This is a genomic window from Alicycliphilus denitrificans (assembly GCF_044792555.1).
Classification (GTDB): Bacteria; Pseudomonadota; Gammaproteobacteria; order Burkholderiales; family Burkholderiaceae_C; genus Alicycliphilus; species Alicycliphilus denitrificans_A.
The window spans coordinates 1,543,345-1,568,445 of the sequence record NZ_CP126238.1; the positions used below are offsets into that span (position 1 = coordinate 1,543,345).

Annotated in this window: 16 protein-coding genes, 3 tRNA genes and 3 rRNA genes; 18 read left to right on the plus strand and 4 right to left on the minus strand. The window is 60.9% G+C overall.

The features are described from left to right. The first annotated feature begins 35 nt into the window (after nt 1–35). The 12 genes from hflK (at nt 36) to P7644_RS07445 (ending at nt 12,324) form a co-directional block, all read left to right on the plus strand. A complete protein-coding gene (hflK, locus tag P7644_RS07390; RefSeq protein ID WP_404303153.1) occupies nt 36–1,406 on the plus strand; it encodes an FtsH protease activity modulator HflK in 1,371 nt (456 codons plus the stop codon). 9 nt (nt 1,407–1,415) lie between these two features. After that, complete coding sequence (gene hflC / locus P7644_RS07395; protein WP_404302528.1) at nt 1,416–2,324, plus strand: protease modulator HflC; 909 nt, start codon at nt 1,416–1,418, stop codon at nt 2,322–2,324. Nucleotides 2,325–2,342: 18 nt separating this feature from the next. Then, nucleotides 2,343–2,531 carry a DUF2065 domain-containing protein gene (locus P7644_RS07400; protein WP_404302529.1) on the plus strand — a complete coding sequence of 63 codons (189 nt, stop codon included), beginning with the start codon at nt 2,343–2,345 and terminating at the stop codon, nt 2,529–2,531. A 76-nt stretch (nt 2,532–2,607) separates the two neighbouring features. After that, the gene (locus P7644_RS07405; protein WP_404302530.1) at nt 2,608–3,756 is read left to right on the plus strand and encodes an ATP phosphoribosyltransferase regulatory subunit; all 1,149 of its coding nucleotides are present in this window, start codon (nt 2,608–2,610) and stop codon (nt 3,754–3,756) included. A gap of 27 nt (nt 3,757–3,783) precedes the next feature. Next, the gene (locus tag P7644_RS07410; protein WP_404302532.1) at nt 3,784–5,157 is read left to right on the plus strand and encodes an adenylosuccinate synthase; all 1,374 of its coding nucleotides are present in this window, start codon (nt 3,784–3,786) and stop codon (nt 5,155–5,157) included. Nucleotides 5,158–5,226: 69 nt separating this feature from the next. After that, complete coding sequence (locus P7644_RS07415; RefSeq protein ID WP_404302533.1) at nt 5,227–5,751, plus strand: phosphoribosyltransferase; 525 nt, start codon at nt 5,227–5,229, stop codon at nt 5,749–5,751. A gap of 491 nt (nt 5,752–6,242) precedes the next feature. Continuing rightward, a 16S ribosomal RNA gene (locus tag P7644_RS07420) occupies nt 6,243–7,770 on the plus strand. An 86-nt stretch (nt 7,771–7,856) separates the two neighbouring features. Next, nucleotides 7,857–7,933, plus strand: a tRNA-Ile gene (locus tag P7644_RS07425). Nucleotides 7,934–7,968: 35 nt separating this feature from the next. Beyond that, a tRNA-Ala gene (locus tag P7644_RS07430) sits at nt 7,969–8,044 on the plus strand. Nucleotides 8,045–8,397: 353 nt separating this feature from the next. Then, nucleotides 8,398–11,275: ribosomal RNA gene (locus P7644_RS07435) — 23S ribosomal RNA — on the plus strand. Nucleotides 11,276–11,404: 129 nt separating this feature from the next. After that, nucleotides 11,405–11,517, plus strand: a 5S ribosomal RNA gene (gene rrf / locus P7644_RS07440). The 16S, 23S and 5S rRNA genes sit together here with 2 tRNA genes alongside, the layout of an rRNA operon. A gap of 69 nt (nt 11,518–11,586) precedes the next feature. Beyond that, a complete protein-coding gene (locus P7644_RS07445; protein ID WP_404302534.1) occupies nt 11,587–12,324 on the plus strand; it encodes a 16S rRNA pseudouridine(516) synthase in 738 nt (245 codons plus the stop codon). 158 nt (nt 12,325–12,482) lie between these two features. Here the strand turns inward: P7644_RS07445 and P7644_RS07450 are convergent. From P7644_RS07450 to P7644_RS07460, 3 genes are all read right to left on the minus strand, one after another. Then, a tRNA-Arg gene (locus P7644_RS07450) sits at nt 12,483–12,559 on the minus strand. A gap of 725 nt (nt 12,560–13,284) precedes the next feature. After that, nucleotides 13,285–14,151 carry a universal stress protein gene (locus tag P7644_RS07455; protein ID WP_404302535.1) on the minus strand — a complete coding sequence of 289 codons (867 nt, stop codon included), beginning with the start codon at nt 14,149–14,151 and terminating at the stop codon, nt 13,285–13,287. 152 nt (nt 14,152–14,303) lie between these two features. After that, on the minus strand, nt 14,304–15,206 hold the full coding sequence (locus P7644_RS07460; protein WP_404302537.1) for a LysR family transcriptional regulator: 903 nt from the start codon (nt 15,204–15,206) through the stop codon (nt 14,304–14,306). A 93-nt stretch (nt 15,207–15,299) separates the two neighbouring features. Here P7644_RS07460 and P7644_RS07465 point away from each other — a divergent pair, with 93 nt between their 5' ends. From P7644_RS07465 to P7644_RS07475, 3 genes are read left to right on the plus strand one after another with little or no spacing between them, the layout of a single operon-like run. After that, a complete protein-coding gene (locus P7644_RS07465) occupies nt 15,300–16,652 on the plus strand; it encodes an acyclic terpene utilization AtuA family protein (RefSeq protein WP_404302538.1) in 1,353 nt (450 codons plus the stop codon). 14 nt (nt 16,653–16,666) lie between these two features. Then, on the plus strand, nt 16,667–17,029 hold the full coding sequence (locus P7644_RS07470) for a hypothetical protein (protein WP_404302540.1): 363 nt from the start codon (nt 16,667–16,669) through the stop codon (nt 17,027–17,029). A gap of 50 nt (nt 17,030–17,079) precedes the next feature. After that, on the plus strand, nt 17,080–18,066 hold the full coding sequence (locus P7644_RS07475) for a Bug family tripartite tricarboxylate transporter substrate binding protein (protein ID WP_404302541.1): 987 nt from the start codon (nt 17,080–17,082) through the stop codon (nt 18,064–18,066). Between the two features lie 67 nt (nt 18,067–18,133). Here the strand turns inward: P7644_RS07475 and P7644_RS07480 are convergent, their stop codons facing one another. Continuing rightward, a complete protein-coding gene (locus tag P7644_RS07480) occupies nt 18,134–19,192 on the minus strand; it encodes an AI-2E family transporter (protein WP_404302543.1) in 1,059 nt (352 codons plus the stop codon). 205 nt (nt 19,193–19,397) lie between these two features. On the opposite strand from P7644_RS07480, the gene P7644_RS07485 reads away from it, so the two are divergent. The 3 genes from P7644_RS07485 to lpdA all read left to right on the plus strand — a co-directional run bounded on the left by P7644_RS07485 (nt 19,398) and on the right by lpdA (nt 25,087). After that, the gene (locus tag P7644_RS07485) at nt 19,398–22,277 is read left to right on the plus strand and encodes a 2-oxoglutarate dehydrogenase E1 component (RefSeq protein WP_404302544.1); all 2,880 of its coding nucleotides are present in this window, start codon (nt 19,398–19,400) and stop codon (nt 22,275–22,277) included. 51 nt (nt 22,278–22,328) lie between these two features. Further along, the gene (gene odhB, locus P7644_RS07490) at nt 22,329–23,582 is read left to right on the plus strand and encodes a 2-oxoglutarate dehydrogenase complex dihydrolipoyllysine-residue succinyltransferase (protein WP_404302545.1); all 1,254 of its coding nucleotides are present in this window, start codon (nt 22,329–22,331) and stop codon (nt 23,580–23,582) included. A 77-nt stretch (nt 23,583–23,659) separates the two neighbouring features. After that, nucleotides 23,660–25,087 (plus strand): dihydrolipoyl dehydrogenase, encoded by a 1,428-nt coding sequence (gene lpdA / locus P7644_RS07495; RefSeq protein WP_404302547.1) that lies wholly within the window; start codon nt 23,660–23,662, stop codon nt 25,085–25,087. Nucleotides 25,088–25,101: the final 14 nt, after the last annotated feature.

The window sequence follows — 25,101 nt, forward strand, 5'->3', positions numbered from 1 at the left end:
TGTTACAGATCAATAGAGAACCAGAGAACTTGCGCATGAATCTTCATAACCGCGCCTCGCGCTGGGCACTGCTGCCGGAGCGCATTCGAGGGATGTTCAATCTCAACGATCCGCGCTGGGGCCGTGGGGACGACAAGGGCGAGGCTGAGGAACGCCCACAGTCTGAACGGCCTTCGAACGATAACCCCCAGGGCGGGCGGGGGCGCGATCAAGGCCCCGCGGGTCAACCCCCGGACCTCGACGAGCTTTGGCGCGACCTCAATCGCAAGCTCGGTGGCTTGTTTGGCGGTGGCAATGGCGGCAATCGTGGACGCCCTTCCAATGGTGGCAATGGCGGCTTTCAGCCCGACATGAAAAATGCCGGTGTGGGCGTGGGCCTGATCGCAGCCATTGCCGTGCTGATCTGGCTGGGAACGGGTTTCTTTATCGTGCAAGAAGGCCAGCAGGCCGTGATCACACAGTTTGGCAAGTACAAAAGTACCGTCAATGCTGGCTTCAATTGGCGCCTGCCGTACCCCATTCAGCGCCATGAGCTGGTGTTCGTGACTCAGATCCGATCCGTGGACGTGGGGCGCGACACGGTCATCAAGAGTACGGGCCTGCGCGAATCGGCCATGCTGACGGAAGACGAGAACATCGTCGAGATCAAGTTCGCCGTCCAGTACCGCCTAAATGACGCGCGTGCGTGGTTGTTTGAAAGCCGCAACCCGGCCGATGCCGTGGTGCAGGTGGCAGAGACTGCCGTCCGTGAGGTCGTGGGCAAGATGAAAATGGACACGGCCCTGGCCGAGGAGCGCGACCAGATCGCGCCGCGTGTACGCAGTCTGATGCAAACCATTCTGGATCGCTACAAGATTGGCGTGGAGGTGGTCGGCATCAACCTGCAGCAGGGCGGCGTGCGTCCGCCGGAGCAGGTACAGGCAGCATTTGACGATGTGCTCAAGGCTGGCCAGGAGCGCGAGCGCGCTAAGAACGAGGCGCAGGCCTACGCCAATGATGTGATTCCGCGGGCTGTGGGTACGGCATCGCGACTGGCCGAAGAGGCTGCGGCCTACAAGGCGCGCATCGTGGCTCAGTCGCAGGGTGATGCACAGCGCTTCAGTGCCGTGCTTGCCGAATACCAGAAGGCCCCACAGGTGACGCGCGATCGTATGTATCTCGAAGCCATGCAGCAGATTTACGGCAACGTCACCAAGGTGCTGGTGGAGTCGCGCCAAGGCTCGAATCTGCTGTACCTGCCGCTGGACAAGATCATGCAAAGCGTGTCCCAGACGGCCCCCGTCGCCGGGCTGGAGGTGCCACCCGCAGTGGCAGGCAGTGGCCTCCCGCCAGCGGTATCGCCTCAATTTCCCAGTGATTCGCGCCCCCGCGATACCAATCGCTCGCGCGAGCGTGAATCTCGATAGGAGATCTGTGTGAACAGAATCGGATTTTTTGTTTCGACCATTCTGGTGCTGCTGGGCCTGCTCAGTTCCATGCTGTTTGTGGTCGATCAACGGCAGTTTGGCGTGGTGTATGCGTTGGGGCAGATCAAGGAAGTGATCACTGAGCCTGGCTTGAACTTCAAGCTGCCGCCTCCGTTTCAGAACGTCCGGTATATCGACAAGCGCCTGCTCACGCTGGACAGCTCTGATACCGAGTCGATGTTGACGGCGGAAAAGCAGCGCGTGGTCATTGACTGGTATGTGCGCTGGCGCATCAGTGATCCGTCAGAATACATCCGCAACGTGGGGTTGGATGAGAATGCGGGCGCCATGCAACTCAATCGCGTGGTGCGCAATGCGTTTCAAGAAGAGGTCAACCGCCGCACGGTCAACGAGCTGCTGTCGGTCAAGCGCGATGCGCTCATGTCGGACGTAAAGCGCGAAGTGCTTGAAGCCGTGCGCGGCGCGAAACCCTGGGGTGTGGACGTGGTGGACGTGCGCATCACCCGTGTTGACTATGTCGAGGCGATCACGGAGTCCGTGTACCGGCGCATGGAGGCTGAGCGCAAGCGCGTTGCCAACGAGTTGCGCTCCACCGGCGCAGCCGAAGGCGAGAAAATTCGTGCCGATGCCGACCGTCAGCGTGAAATCACCATCGCCAATGCCTACCGCGACGCGCAAAAGATCAAAGGCGAAGGCGATGCCGAGGCCTCGCGCCAGTATGCAGAGGCATTCGGCCGTGATCCGCAGTTTGCCCAGTTCTACCGCAGTCTTGAGGCTTACAAGTCCAGCTTCAACCGTAAAAGCGACGTGATGGTGCTCGATCCTTCGTCCACTGAATTCTTCAAGGCCTTCCGAGGTGCTGCCCCTGCTGCGCCAGCAGCACCGCGCAAGCCCTGAACTTGATGTAGCCAGTCCATGGATTGGGCGGGTAGCTTTTGGATGGCGCTGGGCCTGGTGCTGGTGATAGAAGGGTTTTTCCCCTTCGTTTCGCCCACGGGCTGGCGGCGCGTGTTCACGCAAATTTTGCAGCTGCGCGATGGGCAAATCCGGTTTTGTGCACTGCTTAGCATGCTTGCCGGTGCCCTGGTATTGCTGTTCCTGTAGCAGCCACGATCGCATGCGAGGGTGCTCTTGGCCTGAGCCGCTAGAATCGCTCTTTTAACAGCACCCCCCTTTCCCCATGTCTGCTTGGGTCCTGCCGGATCACATTGCCGATGTGCTGCCTTCCGAGGCTCGGCACATCGAAGAACTTCGCCGCGGGTTGCTCGACACCGCTTGCAGCTACGGCTATGAGTTGGTCGTGCCCCCGCTGCTGGAGCATCTTGACTCACTCTTGACTGGCACCGGCGAGGCGCTGGATCTGCAAACCTTCAAGTTGGTGGATCAACTCTCGGGCCGTTCCCTTGGACTGCGTGCAGATACCACTCAGCAAGTGGCTCGTATCGATGCACATTTGCTCAACCGCCGCGGCGTGACAAGGCTGTGTTATTGCGGCCCCGTGGTGCACACCCGCCCAGACCGCCCCCATGCCACGCGTGAGCCCCTGCAGTTCGGGGCGGAAATTTATGGACACTCTGGCATAGAGGCCGATATCGAAGCCGTACTGTTGTCGCTGGAGTGCTTGCGCGGTGCGCATGTGCAGGATGTCAGTGTCGATCTGGCGGATGTCCGCATAGTCCGCAGCTTGCTGGCGGGTGTGCCCGAGGGGTTGCAAACCCTGGGCCGCGTGCATGCAGCGCTTGCCGCCAAGGATGCAAGTGAGCTGCTATCCCTGACTCGCAATTTTCCGATCGCTTCGCGTGAGGGCCTGTTGACGCTGCTGCAACTGTACGGTGATATTGGTGTGCTCGATGAGGCTGAAATTGCCTTGAAATCCTTTGCTGGCGTGCGTAATGTGCTATTGGATTTGAGGGCTATCGCATCGACCATTCACGATACCCGGGTGACCTTCGATTTGGCAGATCTGCGTGGTTATGCCTATTACAGTGGCGTCCGCTTTGCCATCTACACCCAGGGCGCGAGCGATGCGCTTGTGCGCGGCGGCCGTTACGACGAAGTCGGAGCGGTGTTTGGACGCAACCGCCCAGCGGCTGGCTTCAGCCTAGATGTCAAGCAACTGGTTGGCGTGGTGTCGCCACGTCCGCTCAAAGCCGCCATCCGTGCTCCCTGGGGGGAGGGGCGTGACGTCAGTGAGGCAATTGCCGCCTTGCGTGCGCAGGGTGAAACCGTGGTGTGCATGCTGCCTGGACACGGCACTGAGGTTGACGAATTCCACTGCGACCGTGAGCTGATCCAAGTTGGTGATCGCTGGGTCGTTCGGGCCATTTGATTTTTTAGTATCTGAATCGGGTTTGATATGAAAGCAAGCAAAGGTCGTAACGTCGTCGTGGTTGGCACCCAGTGGGGTGATGAAGGCAAGGGCAAACTGGTGGACTGGTTGACCGAAAGTGCACAGGGCGTGGTGCGCTTTCAGGGGGGGCACAACGCGGGGCACACCCTGGTCATCAATGGTGTGAAGACCGCTCTGCACCTGATTCCCAGCGGCATCATGCGCCCCGGCGTGAAGTGCTATATCGGCAATGGCGTGGTGCTCTCGGCAGCCAAGTTGTTCGAGGAAATCGAGGGCTTGGAAAAGGCGGGCGTCGAGGTGCGCTCGCGCCTGCGAGTGAGCGAGGCCTGTCCACTGATCCTGCCCTTCCATGTGGCGCTGGACGTGGCGCGCGAAGCCGCGCGTGAACATGGTGGTGTCGAGAAGATCGGTACCACTGGTCGTGGTATCGGCCCGGCCTACGAAGACAAGATCGCGCGCCGAGCTCTGCGCGTACAAGATCTCAAATACCCTGAACGCTTCGCCGCCAAACTGCGTGAGTTGCTGGCCTTGCATAACCATGTGCTGTCCACCTTTCTGGGCTCGGCGGGCTTTCAGTTCGGCGATGCGCTCAAGCCTTACATCAACGATGGCCAAGTGCAGTTCGAACCGGTATTCGCCGAAGCCATGCGCCACGCCGAGATGCTCAAACCCTTGATGGCCGACGTATCGCATGAACTCAATGCTGCGCATGTCGCCGGCGCTAACCTGCTGTTCGAGGGGGCGCAGGGCACCCTGCTGGACGTGGACCACGGCACCTACCCTTATGTGACATCGAGCAATTGCGTGGCAGGCAATGCCGCCGCAGGCTCTGGCGTCGGGCCTGGCCTTCTGCACTACGTTCTTGGCATCACCAAGGCCTACTGCACCCGTGTTGGCGGTGGCCCATTCCCGACCGAGCTGGAATGGGAGAAACCGGGTACGCCTGGCTATCACATGAGCACCGTGGGTGCGGAAAAAGGTGTCACCACGGGGCGTAGTCGTCGCTGTGGTTGGTTTGATGCGGCACTGCTCAAGCGCAGCGCTCAGGTCAATGGCCTGTCAGGGCTGTGCATCACCAAGCTCGACGTGCTGGATGGCTTGCAAGAACTGCAGCTGTGCGTGGGCTATGAACTTGATGGCGAACGCATCGATTTGCTGCCCATGGGGGCGGAAGACATTGCCCGCTGCCAGCCTATCTACGAAAAAATGCCAGGTTGGACGCACTCGACCGTGGGCGTTACGTGTTATGACGAATTGCCGGTGAATGCGCGGCGCTATCTTGAGCGTATTGAGCAGGTGACGGGCGTACCAATAGCCATGATCTCCACCAGCCCCGACCGTGACCATACGATCTTGGTGCAAAACCCTTACGCGGCTTGATAAAAGATGAGAGATGTGGCTTTAGCACTTAGGAATAGAGCGCAAAGCGCTATCAATTGAGGAGTGAAAATGCTGACTGAAGACGGTAAGCACCTCTATGTGAGCTACGATGAATACCATAACCTCATTGAAAAGCTAGCGTTAAAGGTGCATCAATCCGGGTGGGAGTTCGACACCATCTTGTGCCTTGCGCGTGGTGGTTTGCGTCCCGGCGACATCCTGAGCCGTATCTTTGACAAGCCTTTGGCCATCATGTCCACCAGTTCGTATCGGGCCGAGGCGGGCACTGTTCAGGGACACCTTGATCTTGCCCGGTTCATCACCACGCCCAAGGGCGAAATTGCAGGGCGCGTACTGCTGGTCGATGATCTGGCGGACTCTGGCCATACGCTCAAGGCTGTCATCTCCATGCTTAGGACCAACTACGCACCTATCACCGAATTGCGCAGCGCAGTGATCTGGACCAAGGGAATGTCAACATTCACTCCAGACTATTCCGTGGAGTTCTTGCCCACGAACCCCTGGATTCATCAGCCCTTTGAGGGCTATGACAGCTTGACGCCAGTCAAGTTGGCCGAGAAGTGGCGCTGGTGAACATAAAACAGCCGGAAACTGGTAAGCGGAGTCGAAAGAGCGGATTTTTCGGCTACACTTGCACTCTTGCTGCAGGACAGGATGCCTTTCTAAGGGTTCGGCATCTGCGGCGAGTCAGGAGAAGTAAAAAATTTTCTGACTTGAGTTGCAAGGGTTTAAAAAACCGATGTATACTTCAAGGCTTCGCTGATGAAGCGGTTCTGCAATAAAGATTGCGCCGATCGAAACAGCGAAAGGTTGAAAGACCACAAAGTTTGACAGGACTTTAAAACCTGTGTTAGAATTCAAGGCTTCGCTGATCACAGCAAAGTTTAAAAGTCAGAAAAAATTCTGGCTTGTGGGATCCTTAAAAACATACAGCCGATAAGCGTGGGCGTTTGATGGCGAATGCCAAGTTCTTTAGAACTATCAAACGCTCATGAGAATAGAAGTGAAGTTCACTTCAATTCCGTTTTTATGAGTGAAGTCGAAAGACTTTAAATTTCAAGATCGAACTGTAGAGTTTGATCCTGGCTCAGATTGAACGCTGGCGGCATGCCTTACACATGCAAGTCGAACGGTAACAGGTCTTCGGATGCTGACGAGTGGCGAACGGGTGAGTAATACATCGGAACGTGCCCGATCGTGGGGGATAACGAAGCGAAAGCTTTGCTAATACCGCATACGATCTACGGATGAAAGCGGGGGATCTTCGGACCTCGCGCGGACGGAGCGGCCGATGGCAGATTAGGTAGTTGGTGGGGTAAGAGCCTACCAAGCCGACGATCTGTAGCTGGTCTGAGAGGATGATCAGCCACACTGGGACTGAGACACGGCCCAGACTCCTACGGGAGGCAGCAGTGGGGAATTTTGGACAATGGGGGAAACCCTGATCCAGCCATGCCGCGTGCAGGATGAAGGCCTTCGGGTTGTAAACTGCTTTTGTACGGAACGAAAAAGCTCTCTCTAATAAAGGGGGTCCATGACGGTACCGTAAGAATAAGCACCGGCTAACTACGTGCCAGCAGCCGCGGTAATACGTAGGGTGCAAGCGTTAATCGGAATTACTGGGCGTAAAGCGTGCGCAGGCGGTTTTGTAAGACAGAGGTGAAATCCCCGGGCTCAACCTGGGAACTGCCTTTGTGACTGCAAGGCTGGAGTGCGGCAGAGGGGGATGGAATTCCGCGTGTAGCAGTGAAATGCGTAGATATGCGGAGGAACACCGATGGCGAAGGCAATCCCCTGGGCCTGCACTGACGCTCATGCACGAAAGCGTGGGAGCAAACAGGATTAGATACCCTGGTAGTCCACGCCCTAAACGATGTCAACTGGTTGTTGGGTCTTAACTGACTCAGTAACGAAGCTAACGCGTGAAGTTGACCGCCTGGGGAGTACGGCCGCAAGGTTGAAACTCAAAGGAATTGACGGGGACCCGCACAAGCGGTGGATGATGTGGTTTAATTCGATGCAACGCGAAAAACCTTACCCACCTTTGACATGTATGGAATCCTTTAGAGATAGAGGAGTGCTCGAAAGAGAGCCATAACACAGGTGCTGCATGGCTGTCGTCAGCTCGTGTCGTGAGATGTTGGGTTAAGTCCCGCAACGAGCGCAACCCTTGCCATTAGTTGCTACGAAAGGGCACTCTAATGGGACTGCCGGTGACAAACCGGAGGAAGGTGGGGATGACGTCAAGTCCTCATGGCCCTTATAGGTGGGGCTACACACGTCATACAATGGCTGGTACAGAGGGTTGCCAACCCGCGAGGGGGAGCCAATCCCATAAAGCCAGTCGTAGTCCGGATCGCAGTCTGCAACTCGACTGCGTGAAGTCGGAATCGCTAGTAATCGCGGATCAGAATGTCGCGGTGAATACGTTCCCGGGTCTTGTACACACCGCCCGTCACACCATGGGAGCGGGTCTCGCCAGAAGTGGGTAGCCTAACCGCAAGGAGGGCGCTTACCACGGCGGGGTTCGTGACTGGGGTGAAGTCGTAACAAGGTAGCCGTATCGGAAGGTGCGGCTGGATCACCTCCTTTCTGGAAAACTGCATTCAATATTGAACGCCCACACTTATCGGTTGTTGGAAGACAGCGGGAAAAACTGCTGGTGCAAACTGGCGGGAGGGTCTGTAGCTCAGCTGGTTAGAGCACCGTCTTGATAAGGCGGGGGTCGTTGGTTCGAGCCCAACTAGACCCACCACGAATTCCGCCGAGCCAAGAGCGCGAAACACCCCTGGGGGATTAGCTCAGCTGGGAGAGCACCTGCTTTGCAAGCAGGGGGTCGTCGGTTCGATCCCGTCATCCTCCACCACATCAGCGGTAGATTTCATTTACACCAAAGCAGCTTTAAGCAAGGCTGTTTTGGTGTTGATCGAGATAGATCGATTAATTGGCTGTTCTTTAAAAATTCATAGAGTCGAATCAGCGTTGCTAGCGGAAAGCGCCGGAAGGCGCACCGTGCCGCTAGCAACCTAAATTTGATTGCGTCAAAACGAACAAAAGCAATTTTGTTCAAGTAATGACGAATCGTTCTCTAAGACACTGTGGCGCGAGCCATGGTGCCAAAGAAACATTCACATTACGGCATAACGCGCGAGGTGCGAGACCTCGCAAGTCTTTGAACTCAAAAATGGAGGCTTCTTGCAAAAGAGGTCAAAGTTATAGGGTCAAGTGACTAAGAGCATGTGGTGGATGCCTTGGCGATGATAGGCGACGAAAGACGTGATAGCCTGCGAAAAGCTTCGGGGAGCTGGCAAATAAGCTTTGATCCGGAGATCTCTGAATGGGGAAACCCACCCGCAAGGGTATCGCACACTGAATACATAGGTGTGCGAGGCGAACCGAGTGAACTGAAACATCTAAGTAGCTCGAGGAAAAGACATCAACCGAGATTCCGAAAGTAGTGGCGAGCGAAATCGGAGGAGCCTTCTAGTGATAGTCAGACGGTTAACAAAACGGCATGGAAAGGCCGGCCATAGTAGGTGATAGCCCTGTATGTGAAAACCGACTGGTGGTACTGAGCTAGAGAAAAGTAGGGCGGGGCACGAGAAACCCTGTCTGAACATGGGGGGACCATCCTCCAAGGCTAAATACTCATCATCGACCGATAGTGAACCAGTACCGTGAGGGAAAGGCGAAAAGAACCCCGGGAGGGGAGTGAAATAGATCCTGAAACCGCATGCTTACAAAAAGTAGGAGCCTCGAAAGGGGTGACTGCGTACCTTTTGTATAATGGGTCAGCGACTTACATTCAGTGGCAAGCTTAACCGAATAGGGGAGGCGTAGAGAAATCGAGTCCGAATAGGGCGTTCAGTCGCTGGGTGTAGACCCGAAACCAAGTGATCTATCCATGGCCAGGATGAAGGTGCCGTAACAGGTACTGGAGGTCCGAACCGACTGGTGTTGCAAAACCAGCGGATGAGCTGTGGATAGGGGTGAAAGGCTAAACAAACTTGGAAATAGCTGGTTCTCTCCGAAAACTATTTAGGTAGTGCCTCAAGTATTACCTGCGGGGGTAGAGCACTGTTTTGGCTAGGGGGTCATGGCGACTTACCAAACCAAGGCAAACTCCGAATACTGCAGAGTACAGCTTGGGAGACAGAGCACCGGGTGCTAACGTCCGGACTCAAGAGGGAAACAACCCAGACCGCCAGCTAAGGTCCCTAAAATTGGCTAAGTGGGAAACGAAGTGGGAAGGCTAAAACAGTCAGGATGTTGGCTTAGAAGCAGCCATCATTTAAAGAAAGCGTAATAGCTCACTGATCGAGTCGTCCTGCGCGGAAGATGTAACGGGGCTAAGCCAGTTACCGAAGCTGCGGATGCACAGTTTACTGTGCGTGGTAGGAGAGCGTTGTGTAAGCCTGTGAAGGTGTCTGGTAACGGATGCTGGAGGTATCACAAGTGCGAATGCTGACATGAGTAGCGTTAAAGCGGGTGAAAAGCCCGCTCGCCGTAAGCGCAAGGTTTCCTACGCAACGTTCATCGGCGTAGGGTGAGTCGGCCCCTAAGGCGAGGCAGAGATGCGTAGCTGATGGGAAACAGGTCAATATTCCTGTACCGATCAATAGTGCGATGTGGGGACGGAGAAGGTTAGCTCAGCCAACTGTTGGATATGTTGGTTCAAGCCTGTAGTCGTGCCTGGTAGGCAAATCCGCCGGGCTAAGATGAGGGGTGATAACGAGTCTGCTTGCAGACGAAGTGAGTGATACCCTGCTTCCAGGAAAAGCCACTAAGCTTCAGCTATTGACGACCGTACCGCAAACCGACACTGGTGCGCGAGATGAGTATTCTAAGGCGCTTGAGAGAACTCAGGAGAAGGAACTCGGCAAATTGATACCGTAACTTCGGGAGAAGGTATGCCCTGATTAGGTGAACTTGTACAAAGGAAGCCGAAAGGGGTTGCAAAAAATCGGTGGCTGCGACTGTTTAATAAAAACACAGCACTCTGCAAACACGAAAGTGGACGTATAGGGTGTGACGCCTGCCCGGTGCTGGAAGATTAAATGATGGGGTGCAAGCTCTTGATTGAAGTCCCAGTAAACGGCGGCCGTAACTATAACGGTCCTAAGGTAGCGAAATTCCTTGTCGGGTAAGTTCCGACCTGCACGAATGGCGTAACGATGGCCACACTGTCTCCTCCTGAGACTCAGCGAAGTTGAAATGTTTGTGATGATGCAATCTCCCCGCGGAAAGACGGAAAGACCCCATGAACCTTTACTGTAGCTTTGTATTGGACTTTGAACGGATCTGTGTAGGATAGGTGGGAGGCTTTGAAGTGTGGTCGCTAGATCACATGGAGCCAACGTTGAAATACCACCCTGGTGCGTTTGAGGTTCTAACCCAGGTCCCTTATCGGGATCGGGGACAGTGCATGGTAGGCAGTTTGACTGGGGCGGTCTCCTCCCAAAGTGTAACGGAGGAGTTCGAAGGTACGCTAGTTACGGTCGGACATCGTGACGATAGTGCAATGGCATAAGCGTGCTTAACTGCGAGACTGACAAGTCGAGCAGATGCGAAAGCAGGACATAGTGATCCGGTGGTTCTGTATGGAAGGGCCATCGCTCAACGGATAAAAGGTACTCTGGGGATAACAGGCTGATACCGCCCAAGAGTTCATATCGACGGCGGTGTTTGGCACCTCGATGTCGGCTCATCTCATCCTGGGGCTGTAGTCGGTCCCAAGGGTATGGCTGTTCGCCATTTAAAGAGGTACGTGAGCTGGGTTTAAAACGTCGTGAGACAGTTTTGTCCCTATCTTCCGTGGGCGCTGCAGATTTGAGGAAGCCTGCTCCTAGTACGAGAGGACCGGAGTGGACACACCTCTGGTGTATCGGTTGTCACGCCAGTGGCATTGCCGAGTAGCTAAGTGTGGAAGAGATAACCGCTGAAAGCATCTAAGCGGGAAACTCGTTTCAAGATGAGATCTGCCGGGGCCTTGAGCCCCCTGAAGGGTCGTTGTAGACCACGACGTTGATAGGCTGGGTGTGGAAGTGCAGTAATGCATTAAGCTAACCAGTACTAATTGCCCGTGCGGCTTGACCCTATAACTTTGACTGCTCCAACCAGCAGTTCAAGACTGTTATGCCAAGTACGCAATCAAATACCTCAAGCTGATATAGACTCTATGAATTCGCCGTGCAGTCACCACATGACTGCACAGCACCCAGTTATGCCTGATGACCATAGCAAGTCGGTCCCACTCCTTCCCATCCCGAACAGGACAGTGAAACGACTTCGCGCCGATGATAGTGCGGGTTCCCGTGTGAAAGTAGGTCATCGTCAGGCTATTACAGCCCAAACCGCCCTCCCCCTGATACCAGGGGGAGGGCGTTTTGCTTTGCGCGGAAAGATGAAATGCAGCTTCAGGAGATTCTTTATTCTCAAGGTTTTGGTACCCGTCGTGTCTGTGCGGGCTTGATTCAGCAAGGCTGGGTATCTGTTTATCCGCCGGGTTTGGCTGAACCTGTGGTGTGTGTGGATCCGACTCGGAGTTTTTTGGTTGAAGGCTTGAGGCTGAGAGTGCAGGGAGTGGATTGGTGTTATCAAGCCAAAGCGTATGTCATGCTGCACAAGCCTGTTGGGATGGAGTGTTCGCAAAAGCCTTCAACCTATCCTAGTGTGTTCACACTGCTGCCAACGCCGCTTCGGCAGCGCCCAGGTAAGGGCGCAATCAATGGGGTGCAGGCCGTGGGGCGCCTGGATCAGGATACGACTGGCCTGTTGCTGCTCAGTGATGACGGGCAATTTATTCATCGTATGAGTTCCCCCAAGAAACATGTGCCCAAGGTGTATCAGGTGACGACCAAGCATCCTGTTGATGCGTATCAGGTGCAGCGCCTGATGGCTGGCGTGGTGCTCGATGATGATCCCAGGCCCGTGCGTTCCGCTGCATGTATTCAGCTAGATACTTACCGGATAGACCTGACATTGACTGAGGGAAAATACCACCAAGTCAAGCGCATGATTGCGGCGGTGGGTAACCGTGTGGACGCCTTGCATCGTTCACGTATTGGTCTCTTGGAGCTTCCAGCGGATATGTCGCCAGGGCAGTGGCGCTGGCTAAATGCAGATGAGTTGTCGTTGCTGATATAGCGTTCCCGAGTTGACACAAGGTGGCTCCTGCTTTGGCAATTTGTGCGCGAACAATGGAGGTGAATTCAAAACTGACTCTTATGGGGCAACAAAAAAACCCGCAAGGCTAATAGCCATGCGGGTTTTGGGCGGTTGTGGAGTTGTGTGAAGCGTGCTTTTGGCCTGCCCGGAGGGACTCGAACCCCCGACCTATTGCTTAGAAGGCAATTGCTCTATCCGGTTGAGCTACGGGCAGCTGGCATGGCCAAGGTGTTGAATGATACCCGGGTGCGGGCCATGAGCCAGCAATGGCTGAACGATTTGGCATGGACTAGCGGCTGCGTCACAGGCACGGAAGTCAGGAATGCCTTTTTATATGCAAAAAATGGCTTTAATCTATATTGGTAAAGCGTTAGCAGCTATGTTTATATGAGTGACTTGCCGGGCTTGCCGCGTGTATTCAATGGACTTTCTCGAACATTTGGGAGCGATGTCATCGCGCGTGCCGTGTTGCCCAGATGGCCGAGAGGTGATTGGCCGACTAGCTGTTGAGGAGCCCGTCAGCGGATGACATCGGGGCCTGTGGGCGATTGGGGCAAACCAGTGCCCACACAACAGGCTGGATACAAGGCAGCAGTCGACTTCTTCATAACGTGATGCTGATTGCTACTTGTGGCCGAGAGTCATCCATACAAGCCCTATGAAGGACTGCAAGGTCATGGTGGTCATCCATAGGGAATAAAGACCCCGAGACGCCGATCTTCGGCGTGGCTGACTGACTATCGGCTGGAGGCGGATCTGTTCCAGGCGGTGCCGGAACTGGCCAAGATGCTCTGATTCCGCTCGGATAAAGCATGGAGTTCAGGCAGCTACGCTGCGTTCTTGCGGTGGCCGCAGATCCCCACTTGGCCAGACTGCCTTGCACCAGCAAGGTGTTGGAAGAGGCGCCGCGCACGCTGCAACTATTGTTTTTTATGGTGTTCAGCGCAGCACCACCACCGGCACCGAGCACAGCCGCAGCAGGGCCGTGGTGGTGCTGCCCACGATGAGCTGGCGGATGCGCGAGTGCCCGTAGGCGCCCAGCACCAGCAGCACGTTGCCGAGCGACTGCAGCAGGGCTGGCAGAGCCTCCTCGGGCACGCCGGGCACGATCTTCGTGGTGATGGCAAAACCCGCCTGCTCCAGGTGTGTCTGGGCGCTTTGCAGCTGTTCCAGCATCTCCAGCGTGGGCTCGCCAGCCATGGCGAGTGTTCCGGGCATGCCGCGCAGCAGCGGGCTGCGGGCCACGGCCTCCACGGCGCGGCGGGCGGTGACGCTGCCGTCAAAGGCCACGACGAAGCCTTCGGGCTGTACGAACGTGGGCGTGGTCATGACCATCACGGGCTGGCGCACGCTACGGATCACGCTCTCCACGCGGTGATCCAACCGTTGTTTGCGTGCCGCCGTGGCGCGGTGTTGGCGCCCGAGCACAAACAGGCGTGCCTCGGACTCATGCTCCAGCAGCACGTCGGTCAGATCACCGTGGCGCAGCAGCACCTGCAGCGACGGTATGCGCGTGCTGTCCACCCGCGCCTGGGCCTCTGCCAGCATGCGGCGTGCGGCCTCCTGGGCAACCTGGCTGCGTTCCTCGTCCAGGGTGTTCAGGCGCTGCAGCAGCACGTCCTGCGCGCCCATGCCGATGACGCCGCTGTAGTCACCCACGGGCGGCATGGGCTCGGGCCGTTCCAGCGCGTGCAGCAGGGCCATGGGAGCCTGCACACGTTGCGCGGCCCAGAAAGCACTGTCCACCACGGCCTGGGTGGTGGCGAGTCCGTCGATACAGGCGAATACGGTGTCGTGGCTGTTCATGGGGCTCCTCCTTGGCGATCGGGGCAATGGGTTGAGTGTGGCACTGCAGCGCATGACGTGCCAGCCAGTTGCCGGTGCATGGCGGGTGATTTTGGGTCATATTGGCCATAAATCGTCTATGGGTGAGCGCTTGCAGCTATGGTTTTGATGTTTTATCCGCCCTGGGGACGATGCTGTGCCGCCAGCTGGTACAGCGCCTGCGCGGCCAGCGACAGGCCCCGGTCGCGTCGGCGCACCAGGTAGATCTGCCTGGTGAGGCCAGGCAGGGCCAGTGGCCGCGTGGCCAGGTCCGGGTGCTGGAAGTGAAACAGCGTGAAGGTGGGCACCACGCTGATGCCCAGCCCCGCGCGCACCATGCCCATGATGGTGGCCAGCTGCTCCACCTCCATCAGCGTGCGCATGGCCTGCGGGTGGAAAGCTGCCTCCAGGTACTGGCGCACGCTGCTGTGCCGCGCCAGGTGGATGAAGGGCCACTGGGCCAGCGCGCGCAGCTGTGCCGGGCCTCGGGGCAGGGGGCGTGTGGCCAGCGGATGGTCGGCGCGGCACACCAGGTGAAAGCCGTCCTGGCAAAACGGCTCGGCCTGCAGCTCGGGGGTGTCGGCGCGGATGGCGGCCAGCGCGAAGTCGGCCCGGCCCGTGGCCACGCGCTCGATGCAGGGTTCGGACAGTACGTCGGCGATGTCCAGCTCCACGCCCGGGTGTTGCGTATGGAACTGGGCCAGCACACCCGGTAGCCAGCCTGCGGCCAGCGACGGTAGCAGTGCGATGGCCACGCGTCCGCGGCGCAGCAGGGCCGCGTCGCGCATGGCGGCCAGCGCCGCATCCACCTCGGCGCGGATGCGCAGGGCCGATGCGTGGAAGTTCTCGCCCTCAGCCGTCAGGCTCACATGGCGCGTGCTGCGGTCGAACAGGCGCAGGCCCAGGCTGTCCTCCAGCGCGCGGATCAGGGCGCTGAACGCCGGTTGCGAAAGATGGCACTGCGCGGCCGCGCGCGTGAAGCTGCGCTGGGTCGCCAGCGCGAGGAAGGCGTCGATCTGGCGCGAGGAGATATTCATTTGCTTTATCGATGAATTGATCTTGACAATCTATTTCACAGAATAACCGTCTGAGCCTACAGTGCGCCACAGGAGACAACCCAAGGACACGCGATGGCGAACCTTTCCCCCTTGCTCATAGGCTGCGCGGCCGGCTTCTCGGGCGACCGCATCGATGCCGCGGCGCCCGTGGTGCAGGCCCTGGTGGACAGCGGCCGCCCCGGCGTGCTGATCTTCGAGACCCTGGCCGAGCGCACGCTGGCGCTGGCCCAGCTGGCGCGCCGCGCCAATCCCGAGGCGGGCTACGAGCCGCTGCTGGACGACCTGCTGCGCCCGGTGCTGGCGCAGTGTCTGCGGCATGGCGTGCGCATCGTGAGCAACTTTGGCGCGGCCAACCCGCGGGGCGCGGCCCAGTACATCCAGCGCCTGGCGCAAGAGCTGGGCGCACGCCGCCCGCGCGTCGCCGTGGTGCATGGCGACGACCTGAGCGGCCTCGAGCACCGCCCCCTGCTGGCCCAGTCCCTGGGACAGGACATGCCGGCCCAGCCCATCGTCAGCGCCAACGCCTACATCGGCGCCGAGCCCATTGCCGACGCGCTGCGCGCGGGCGCCGACATCGTGGTCTGCGGCCGCGTGGCCGATCCCTCGCTGGTGCTGGGCCCGGCGCTCGCGCACTACGGCTGGCAGATGGACGACTGGAACCGCCTGGCGCGCGCCACCATGGCCGGCCACCTGCTCGAATGCGGCGCCCAGGTCACGGGCGGCTATTTCGCCGATCCGGGCTACAAGGACGTGCCGGGCATGGCCCGCCTGGGCTATCCGCTTGCCGAGATCGACGCCGACGGCCACTGCACCATCACCAAGCCCGCGGGCACGGGCGGGCGCGTGGACGAGCGCACGGTCAAGGAGCAGCTGCTGTACGAGCTGCACGACCCCGCCGCCTACCTCACGCCCGACGTGGTGGCCGACATCAGCGCTGCCCGCGTTGCCCAGGCCGGCAGCGACCGCGTGCGCCTGGACGGCGTGCGCGGCCATGCGCGTCCGCCCTCGCTGAAGGTCAACGTGTGCTTCGAGTCCGGCTGGTTCGCCGAGGGCGAGATCTCCTACGCCGGCGCACGCGCCGAGGAACGCGCACGCCTGGCGGGCGAGGTGCTGCGCGAGCGCCTGGCGGGCGTGGCGCCGCTGCGCATCGACCTGATCGGCGTGGCCAGTGTCTTTGCCGACGACGCCGGACGCTGGCTGCAGGCCCGCGCAAGCCAGGGCGCGCAGGACGTGCGCCTGCGCGTGGCGCTGCAGCACCAGGACCATGCCAGCGCCCAGCGCCTGGTGCGCGAGGTGACCGCGCTGTACTGCTGCGGCCCGGCCGGCGGCGGCGGCGTGCGCACCGCCATGCGCCCGCGCCTGGGCACGGTGTCCTGTCTGGTGCCGCGCGCGGCGGTAGCCACGGGCTTCACGCTGCTGGACTGAAAGGCTTTTCGACCATGACCGACACTGTTTTCACAGTCCCCCTGTACCGCCTGGCGCACGGCCGCACGGGCGACAAGGGCAACCGCTCCAACATCAGCGTGATCGCCTGGCACCCCGCCCTGTGGGACGTGCTGCTGCAGCAGGTCACCGAGCAGGCCGTGGCGCGCCAGTTCGCGCTGCGCCGGCCCAGCCGCGTCACGCGCTACCTGTTGCCCGAGCTGCGGGCGATGAACTTCGTGCTCGACGGTGTGCTCGACGGCGGCGTGAACGACGCGCTCAACCTCGACAGCCACGGCAAGGCCCTGTCCTTCCTGCTGCTGGACCTGCCCGTGCAGGTGCCGGCGGCGCTGGCGCAGCATCTGGCCGGCCCCCCGTGACGCGGGGGCAGCCGCTTTCCTTTTTTCAACATGGCAACACAGGAGACAACATGAACCCATCCATGCATCGCCGCTGCGCACTGGCTATCGCCGTCGCTGCGTTCACCCTGGCGCTGGCCGGCACGGCCGGCGCCCAGGCTCAGGCCTATCCGGCCAAGCCCGTCACCTTCGTCGTGCCATTCGCGGCGGGCAGCGCCACCGACCAGCTTGCGCGCGCCCTGGGCCAGTCCGTCAGCACCGACACCAGGCAGCCCGTGGTGGTGGACAACAAGGCCGGCGCCAGCGGCATGATCGCCGCCCAGGCCGTGGCCAAGGCGGCGCCCGACGGCTACACCGTGCTCATCACCACCAACACCACGCATGCCGCCAACGAGCACCTGTACAAGAAGCTGTCCTACGACCCGGTGAAGGACTTCGCCCCGGTCACCGGCCTGGGCAAGGGCGGGCAGGTTCTGGTGGTCAACGCCAGCTCGCCCTACACCAGCGTGGCCGAACTGCTGGCCGCAGCGAAGAAGAGCCCCGGCAAGCTCAGCTTCGGCAGCGGCAGCTCGTCGAGCCGCATGGCCGGCGAGATGCTCAAGCAGCTCGCGGGAGTGGACCTCCTGCACGTGCCCTACAAGAGCAACCCGCTGGCCATCACCGACCTGCTGGGCGGGCAGATCGACCTGATGATCACCGATACCTCCACCGGCGTGCCCCAGGTGAAGGCCGGCAAGCTGCGCGCCCTGGGCTACTCCACGCAAAAACGCGGTGCCCAGCTGCCCGACGTGCCCACCATCGCCGAGGCCGGGGTGAAGGGCTACGACATGGGCTACTGGTTTGCCGCCTATGTGCCCGCCGGCACGCCCGCGCCCGTGGTGGCGCGCCTGAACGAGCTGCTGGCCCACGCCACCAGGAGCGCGGCCGCCAAGGCGTTCTTCGATACCGCGGGCTCCGAAGCCTGGACCACCACGCCCGAGGAGCTGGCCAGGTTCCAGGCGGCCGAGACCCAGAAATGGGGCAAGGTCATCAAGGCCGCGGGCATCGAGCCCGAGTGAGCGCGTGAGCGGTTTGGGGTGTTATTAGCCTGTAACGCGCTATGGGTAAGCGCTGGTAGCTATGTTTTCAGGAGTTTTTCCCATCATCGGCCGGCGCGAACAGGCCCCAGGTGGCCATGAACAGCGCCGCGATGACAGGGCCAATGACAAAGCCCGTCAGCCCGAACAGCGCCATGCCGCCCAGGGTGGAGATCAGCACCACGTAGTCCGGCATCTTGGTGTCCTTGCCCACCAGCACAGGGCGCAGCAGATTGTCCACCAGTCCGATGACGCCGACACCGTAGGCGGTCAGGATCGCGGCCTGGCCGGTGGCGCCCGTGGCCAGGAAGTAGATGGCCACGGGCCCCCAGATCAGGCTGGCGCCCACGGCCGGCAGCAGCGACAGAAAGGCCATGAGCACGCCCCACATCACCGGCCCCTGTATGTCCAGGATCCAGAAGATGAGCCCGCCCAGGGCGCCCTGCGATGCCGCCACCACGATGTTGCCCTTGACGGTGGCGCGGATCACGGTGGTGAACTTCAGGGCCAGCTGCTCCTTGTGCAGCGTGTCCAGCGGAATCGCCTGGCGGATGCGTGCCGCGAGCTGGCGCCCATCGCGCAGCAGGAAGAACAGCAGGTACAGCATGACGCCGAAGCTCACGACGAACTGCAGCGTGTTCTGCCCCACGTCCAGCGCCTTGGTGGCCAGGAACTGGCTGGCCTGGGCGCCGACGGCCGTCAGGCGTTCCTGCACCTCCGCCATCGATGTGAGGTGGAAGCGGTCAAGCAGCTCCAGCACCCAGGCGGGCAGGGCGGCCAGCACCTGCTGCAGGTAGGCACCGTAGTTCAGCTGTCCCGAGCGCACCCGTTCATAGGCGACGCTGGCCTCCTGCACCAGCGAGATGCCGATGAGCGCCATGGGCAGAATCACGATCACCAGGCAGAGGCACAGCGTGATGAAGGCTGCCAGGTTGCGCCGCCGCGGCATGCGCCGCAGCAGCCGGCGGTGCAGCGGCGTGAACAGGATGGCCAGCACCACGCCCCAGAAGATGGCGCCATTGAGGGGCCACAGGATGGCGCCGAAGGCCAGGGTGACAACGGTGAGCAACAGCAGCAGCGTGCGGTTCTGGAGCAGGAGCGGATGCATGGCGGGGCCAAGGTGGGCTGGGCCCCAGAATGTAAGCCAAGGCGCAAGCCGACTCCCAGCGGCGCAAAGGCGTTCGGTGGCACAATACCGCCCGCACCCAGGCCCCTTCCCAGCCACAGTCGCATCCGCCAATCGGTTCAGCCGTGTCGCGGAAGGTTTGTCAACCAGCTAAAGCCTCCCTCAGGGAGGCAGAGGTCAGCGAAGCATGAGCGAGACAACGTCCGTTTACCAAGCCTACCAAGGCAACACCTACCTCTTCGGCGGCAATGCGCCCTATGTCGAAGAGATGTACGAAAACTACCTAGCCAATCCCGGCAGCGTGCCTGATTCCTGGCGCGAATACTTCGACGCCCTGCAGCATGTGCCTGCCGTGGACGGCAGCGACGCGCGCGACGTGCCGCACCTGCCTGTCATCAACGCCTTTGCCGAGCGTGCCAAGCAAGGCGGCACCCGCGTGGTGGTGGCCACAGGCGCCGATACCGAAATGGGCCGCAAGCGCGTGGCCGTGCAGCAGCTCATTGCCGCCTACCGCAACGTAGGTCAGCGCTGGGCCGATCTCGACCCCCTGAAACGTACCGAGCGCCCCTCCATCCCCGAGTTGGAGCCCTCGTTCTACGGTTTCACGGATGCTGACCAGGAAACCGTTTTCAATGTCGGCAACACCTTCTTCGGCAAGGAAAACCTGTCGCTGCGCGAGCTGATCAACGCGCTGCGCGAAACCTATTGCGGCACGATTGGCTCGGAGTACATGTACGCCTCCGACCAGAACCAGAAGCGCTGGTGGCAGCAAAGGCTGGAATCGATCCGCAGCAAGCCGGCCTTCAATGCCGACAAGAAGAAGCGCATCCTGGACCGCCTCACCGCGGCCGAAGGCCTGGAGCGCTTCCTGCACACCAAATACGTCGGCCAGAAGCGGTTTTCGCTCGAGGGGGGGGAGTCCTTCATCGCCGCCATGGACGAGCTGATCAACGCTGCCGGCGCCAAGGGCGTGCAGGAAGTGGTGATCGGCATGGCCCATCGTGGCCGCCTGAACGTGCTGGTCAACACCTTGGGCAAGATGCCCGCCGACCTGTTCGCCGAGTTCGACCACACTGCGCCCGAGGACCTGCCCGCCGGTGACGTGAAGTACCACCAGGGCTTCAGCTCCGACGTGTCCACCCCTGGCGGCCCGGTGCATCTGTCGCTGGCCTTCAACCCCTCGCACCTGGAAATCGTCAACCCGGTGGTCGAGGGTTCGGTGCGCTCGCGCATGGACCGCCGCGCCGACCCCAAGGGCAAACAGGTGCTGCCGGTGCTGGTGCACGGCGACGCCGCCTTTGCCGGCCAGGGCGTAAACCAGGAGACGCTGGCCCTGGCGGAGACCCGTGGCTACACCACGGGCGGCACGGTGCACATCATCATCAACAACCAGATCGGCTTCACCACCAGCGACCCGCGCGACCTGCGCTCCACGCTGTACTGCACCGACATCGTGAAGATGATCGAGTCGCCCGTGCTGCACGTGAATGGCGACGATCCTGAGGCCGTGTGCCTGGCCGTGCAGCTGGCCCTGGAATTCCGCATGGAGTTCTCCAAGGACGTGGTGATCGACATCATCTGCTACCGCAAGCTGGGCCACAACGAGCAGGACACGCCCATGCTCACCCAGCCGCTGATGTACAAGAAGATCGCCCAGCACCCCGGCACGCGCAAGCTCTATGCCGACAAACTGGCCGCGCAGGGCCTCGGTGAGAGCCTGGGCGACGACATGGTGAAGGCCTATCGCGCCGCCATGGATGCGGGCAAGCACACGGTTGATCCGGTGCTGACCAATTTCAAGAGCAAGTACGCCGTGGACTGGAGCCCCTTCCTGGGCAAGGCCTGGACCGACGCTGGCGACACTGCCATTCCGCTGACCGAGTGGAAGCGTCTGGCCGAGCGCATCACCACCATCCCCGACAGCGTCACGCCGCACATGCTGGTGAAGAAGGTTTACGACGACCGCGCCGCCATGGGCCGGGGCGAGATGAATGTGGACTGGGGCATGGGCGAGCACATGGCCTTCGCCTCGCTGGTGGCCAGCGGCTATCCGGTGCGCCTGTCGGGCGAGGACTGCGGCCGCGGCACCTTCACGCACCGCCATTCCGTGATCCACGACCAGAAGCGCGAGAAGTGGGACGAGGGCACCTACATCCCGCTGCAGAACGTGGCCGAGAATCAGGCCCCGTTTGTCGTCATCGACTCCATCCTGTCGGAAGAGGCGGTGTTGGCGTTCGAGTATGGCTACGCCTCCAACGACCCCAATTCGCTGGTGATCTGGGAAGCGCAGTTCGGCGACTTTGCCAACGGCGCGCAGGTGGTGATCGACCAGTTCATCGCCTCGGGCGAGGTGAAGTGGGGCCGCATCAACGGCCTGACGCTGATGCTGCCGCACGGCTATGAAGGCCAGGGCCCCGAGCACAGCTCGGCGCGCCTGGAGCGCTTCATGCAGCTGGCGGCGGATGCCAACATGCAGATCGTGCAGCCGACCACGGCCAGCCAGATCTTCCACGTGCTGCGCCGCCAGATGGTGCGCAACCTGCGCAAGCCCCTGGTCATCATGACGCCCAAGAGCCTGCTGCGGAACAAGGATGCGACCTCGCCGCTGTCCGAGTTCACCAAGGGCAGCTTCCAGACCGTGCTGGGCGAGCGCGACGAGGCGATTGCCAAGAACGCCGCCAAGGTCAAGCGCGTCATCGCCTGCTCGGGCAAGGTGTACTACGACCTGGTGAAGAAGCGCACCGAGGCCGAGCGCAGCGACGTGGCCATCATCCGCGTCGAGCAGCTCTACCCCTTCCCGCACAAGGCCTTTGCCGCCGAGCTGAAAAAGTACCCCAACGCCACCGACATCGTGTGGTGCCAGGACGAGCCGCAGAACCAGGGCGCCTGGTTCTTCATCCAGCACAACATCCACGAAAACATGCAGGATGGCCAGAAGCTCGGCTATGCCGGCCGTGCGGCCTCGGCTTCGCCGGCCGTGGGTTATGCGCACCTGCACCAGGATCAGCAAAAGGCCTTGATCGAGGCCGCCTTCGCCAAGCTCAAGGGTTTTGTCCTGACCAAGTAAGGCCACCCACCCACTCATTCAGAACAGAACACTTTTTGGAAAGAACACAAAATGGCAATCGTAGAAGTCAAGGTTCCCCAGCTGTCCGAATCCGTGGCCGAGGCCACCCTGCTGCAATGGAAGAAAAAGCCCGGCGAGGCCGTCGCCGCTGACGAAATCCTGATCGAGATCGAGACCGACAAGGTGGTGCTGGAAGTGCCCGCCCCGGCAGCCGGCGTGCTGGCCGAGCTGGTGGTGGGCGATGGCGGCACGGTGGTGGCCGAGCAACTCATCGCCAAGATCGACACCGAGGCCGTGGCCGGTGCGGCGGCCCCGGCTGCGGCCCCCGCGCCCGCTGTTGCGGCCCCGGCGGTGGCTGCAGCGCCGGCGGCTGCCGGAGGCAGCAAGGGCGACGTGGCCATGCCCGCCGCCGCCAAGATCCTGGCCGAAGCCAATCTGACGGCCTCCCAGGTGGCGGGCAGCGGCAAGGATGGCCGTGTGACCAAGGGCGACGCCCTGGCGGCCGTGGCCGCTGGCGTCAAGTCCAGCGCCGCCGTCATCCCCACGGGCGTGCCCACCAAGGCGCTGCCCCAGGTGGCCGCGCCCGCCGGCCTGGACCTGGGTGATCGCCCCGAGCAGCGCGTGCCCATGAGCCGCCTGCGCGCCCGCGTGGCCGAGCGCCTGCTGCAGTCGCAGTCCACCAACGCCATCCTGACCACCTTCAACGAGGTCAACATGGCCCCGGTGATGGAGATGCGCAAGAAGTTCCAGGACGCCTTCACCAAGGAACATGGCGTGAAGATCGGCTTCATGTCCTTCTTCGTGAAGGCGGCGGTGCACGCCCTGAAGAAGTTCCCGGTGCTGAACGCCTCGGTCGACGGCAATGACATCGTCTACCACGGCTACTTCGACATCGGCATTGCCGTGGGTTCGCCCCGTGGCCTGGTGGTGCCGATTCTGCGCAACGCCGACCAGATGAGCTTTGCCGAGATCGAGAAAAAGATTGCCGAATTCGGCAAGAAGGCGGCCGAAGGCAAGCTGGGCATCGAGGAGATGACCGGCGGCACTTTCTCGATCAGCAACGGCGGCACCTTCGGCTCGATGATGTCCACCCCCATCATCAACCCGCCGCAGTCGGCCATCCTGGGCGTGCACGCCACCAAGGACCGCGCCGTGGTCGAGAACGGCCAGGTCGTGGTGCGCCCGATGAACTACCTGGCGATGAGCTATGACCACCGCATCATCGACGGCCGCGAAGCCGTGCTGGGCCTGGTGGCCATGAAGGATGCGCTGGAAGACCCCTCGCGCCTGCTGTTCGACCTGTAATCGGTCACCCGCCCGGACAACCCACCCTCGGCAGCGCCCAGCGGTGGGTTTTTTCTCCCCATTTTTTCAAGCACATCATGAGCAAACAATTTGACGTCGTCGTCATCGGCGCCGGCCCCGGCGGCTACATCGCCGCCATTCGCGCGGCACAACTGGGCATGAAGGTTGCCTGTATCGACGCCTGGACCAACGACAAGGGCGGCCCCGCACCCGGCGGCACCTGCACCAACGTCGGCTGCATCCCGTCCAAGGCGCTCTTGCAGTCGTCCGAGCATTTCGAGCACGCGACCAAGCACTTTGCCGAGCACGGCATCAGCACCGGCAAGGTGACCATGGACGTGGCCACCATGATCGGCCGCAAGGACACCGTGGTGAAGCAGAACAACGACGGCATCCTGTACCTGTTCAAGAAGAACAAGGTCAGTTTCTTCCATGGCCGGGGTTCGTTCGTGAAAACCGTCGAAGGCGGCTATGAGATCGCCGTCAAGGGCGCGGTCGACGACACGTTGGTGGGCAAGCAGGTCATCGTTGCCACCGGCTCGAATGCGCGCGCACTGCCGGACGTGGATTTCGACGAGGTCAACATCCTCTCCAACGACGGCGCGCTGCAGATCGGCGCCGTGCCCAAGAAGCTGGGCGTGATCGGTTCCGGCGTCATCGGCCTGGAGATGGGCAGCGTCTGGCGCCGCCTGGGCGCGGATGTGACGGTGCTCGAAGGCCTGCCGACCTTCCTGGGGGCCGTGGACGAGCAGATCGCCAAGGAAGCCAAGAAGGCCTTCGACAAGCAGGGCCTGAAGATCGAGCTGGGCGTGAAGATCGGCGAGGTCAAGAGCGGCAAGAAAGGCGTGGCCATCGCCTACACCAATGCCAAGGGCGAGGCGCAGACGCTGGACGTGGACAAGCTCATCGTCTCCATCGGCCGCGTGCCTAACACCATCGGCCTGAATGCCGAGGCCGTGGGCCTGAAGCTGGGCGAGCGCGGCGAGATCGTGGTGGACGGCGACTGCCGCACCAACCTGCCCGGCGTCTGGGCCGTGGGCGACGTGGTGCGCGGCCCGATGCTGGCGCACAAGGCCGAGGAAGAGGGCGTGGGCGTGGCCGAACGCATGGCGGGACAGCATGGCCATGTGAACTTCAACACCATCCCCTGGGTCATCTACACCAGCCCCGAGATTGCCTGGGTCGGCCGCACCGAGCAGCAACTCAAGGCCGACGGCGTCAAGTACAAGGCCGGTACCTTCCCGTTCCTCGCCAACGGCCGCGCGCGCGCCCTGGGCGACACCACCGGCATGGTCAAGTTCCTGGCCGACGCGGCGACGGACGAGATCCTGGGCGTGCACATCGTCGGCCCCATGGCCAGCGAGCTGATCGCCGAGGCCGTGGTGGCCATGGAGTTCAAGGCCAGCGCCGAAGACATCGCCCGCATCTGCCACGCCCACCCCTCGCTGTCGGAAGCCACCAAGGAAGCGGCTCTCGCGGTGGACAAGCGCACCCTCAATTTCTAAATAGAATTTGGGGT

Bases quoted from the DNA above. Each gene is read 5' to 3' on its own strand.
- hflK (WP_404303153.1), top strand. From the start codon at position 36: ATGAATCTTCATAACCGCGCCTCGCGCTGGGCACTGCTGCCGGAGCGC.
- P7644_RS07400 (WP_404302529.1), top strand. From the start codon at position 2,343: ATGGATTGGGCGGGTAGCTTTTGGATGGCGCTGGGCCTGGTGCTGGTG.
- P7644_RS07405 (WP_404302530.1), top strand. From the start codon at position 2,608: ATGTCTGCTTGGGTCCTGCCGGATCACATTGCCGATGTGCTGCCTTCC.
- P7644_RS07410 (WP_404302532.1), top strand. From the start codon at position 3,784: ATGAAAGCAAGCAAAGGTCGTAACGTCGTCGTGGTTGGCACCCAGTGG.
- P7644_RS07415 (WP_404302533.1), top strand. From the start codon at position 5,227: ATGCTGACTGAAGACGGTAAGCACCTCTATGTGAGCTACGATGAATAC.
- P7644_RS07445 (WP_404302534.1), top strand. From the start codon at position 11,587: ATGCAGCTTCAGGAGATTCTTTATTCTCAAGGTTTTGGTACCCGTCGT.
- P7644_RS07455 (WP_404302535.1), bottom strand. From the start codon at position 14,151: ATGAACAGCCACGACACCGTATTCGCCTGTATCGACGGACTCGCCACC.
- P7644_RS07460 (WP_404302537.1), bottom strand. From the start codon at position 15,206: ATGAATATCTCCTCGCGCCAGATCGACGCCTTCCTCGCGCTGGCGACC.
- P7644_RS07465 (WP_404302538.1), top strand. From the start codon at position 15,300: ATGGCGAACCTTTCCCCCTTGCTCATAGGCTGCGCGGCCGGCTTCTCG.
- P7644_RS07470 (WP_404302540.1), top strand. From the start codon at position 16,667: ATGACCGACACTGTTTTCACAGTCCCCCTGTACCGCCTGGCGCACGGC.
- P7644_RS07475 (WP_404302541.1), top strand. From the start codon at position 17,080: ATGAACCCATCCATGCATCGCCGCTGCGCACTGGCTATCGCCGTCGCT.
- P7644_RS07480 (WP_404302543.1), bottom strand. From the start codon at position 19,192: ATGCATCCGCTCCTGCTCCAGAACCGCACGCTGCTGCTGTTGCTCACC.
- P7644_RS07485 (WP_404302544.1), top strand. From the start codon at position 19,398: ATGAGCGAGACAACGTCCGTTTACCAAGCCTACCAAGGCAACACCTAC.
- odhB (WP_404302545.1), top strand. From the start codon at position 22,329: ATGGCAATCGTAGAAGTCAAGGTTCCCCAGCTGTCCGAATCCGTGGCC.
- lpdA (WP_404302547.1), top strand. From the start codon at position 23,660: ATGAGCAAACAATTTGACGTCGTCGTCATCGGCGCCGGCCCCGGCGGC.